The following is a 1,201-nucleotide window of genomic DNA, read 5'->3' as shown; positions in this document are numbered from 1 at the left end:
CAGATCTTCCAAGAATCTTTAACCTGCGCTGATGACGGCGCCAAGCTCACTTATCGGGTCACCCGCTGGATCTTGCAACGCCTAGCCATAGAGCGAATGAGTGTGTCCGCTACCGCCAAAGCACTCGGTGTGGGCTGGGACCTGGTCAACCAGGTCGCACTAGATGCCTGCCGCCAGCTTGTCTACGGCGACCCTTGTCACCTAGACGGGGTTCGCATTCTTGGAGTCGATGAACATGTATGGAAACACACCAGAAAACCAGGTCAGGCATCAAACCTGGTGACCATACTTGTTGACCTCACCCCGCTGGTAGACGGGCGTGGGCCTGCACGTTTGTTAGACATGCGACCAGGCAGATCCGCCGACGTGCTGAAGCGGGTGGCTTAAAGAGCGCGACCCCAGCTTCCGTGAACAGATACAGGTGGTGACCATGGATGGGTTCACCGGTTATGCCACCGCAGTCGAAGAGCAACTACCACAAGCAGAAAAAGTCATGGACCCTTTCCATGTGGTGCATCTAGCAGCCGACAAGCTCACCAGTTGCCGACAGCGACTCCAACGTGAGACCACCGGGCGCCGCGGACGCAAAGATGACCCACTGTACAAGCACCGGTGCACACTGTTGACCAGGACGAACTATCTCACCGAGCGGCAAAAGCAACGCTTAGAAGTGTTGTGGGCCACCGATGACGACTACGTGTGCCTGGAAGTAACGTGGCTGCTCTACCAAGACATGATCGCAGCGTACGCGCATCCGAAGAAATCGGAAGGCAAAAAGCTCATGGAACGCATCATCCATACGCTGCGTAAAGGATTACCGAAAGGCTTAGAAGAGCTCGCCCAACTGGGGCGCACCCTGTGGCGTCGACGCAAAGACGCTGCTCGCCTACTTTGATATCGGCGCATCCAACGGCCCCGTCGAAGCAATCAACGGCAGACTCGAACACCTACGCGGCATCGCCCTAGGATTTAAAAACCTCAACCACTACATCTTGCGATGCCTAATCCACTCCGGACAACTACAGGACAAAACCAACGCACTCTAAAACCGGAAGGGCCCGTTTACCCAGGTTCGCTTCCTATTCCACAACAATGATTATTAGCAATGTGGGTTAGGCCGCGGCGATACAGGCACCTAAGCCGACGAGGCGAAGAAACCGTTGCTGAAAAATATATAAAACAACACGATCAGTGGCCTAGA

At 55.0% G+C, this 1,201-nt stretch carries 1 pseudogene; it reads left to right on the top strand.

Going from position 1 to position 1,201, the window contains the following annotated elements:
• Window positions 1-1,046: pseudogene (locus HMPREF0308_RS03115) on the top strand (ISL3 family transposase); the annotation flags it as partial.
• Window positions 1,047-1,201: the final 155 nt, after the last annotated feature.

This window comes from Corynebacterium striatum ATCC 6940 (assembly GCF_000159135.1).
Taxonomy (GTDB): domain Bacteria; phylum Actinomycetota; class Actinomycetes; order Mycobacteriales; family Mycobacteriaceae; genus Corynebacterium; species Corynebacterium striatum.
This window is presented reverse-complemented; position numbering and strand designations above follow the sequence as displayed.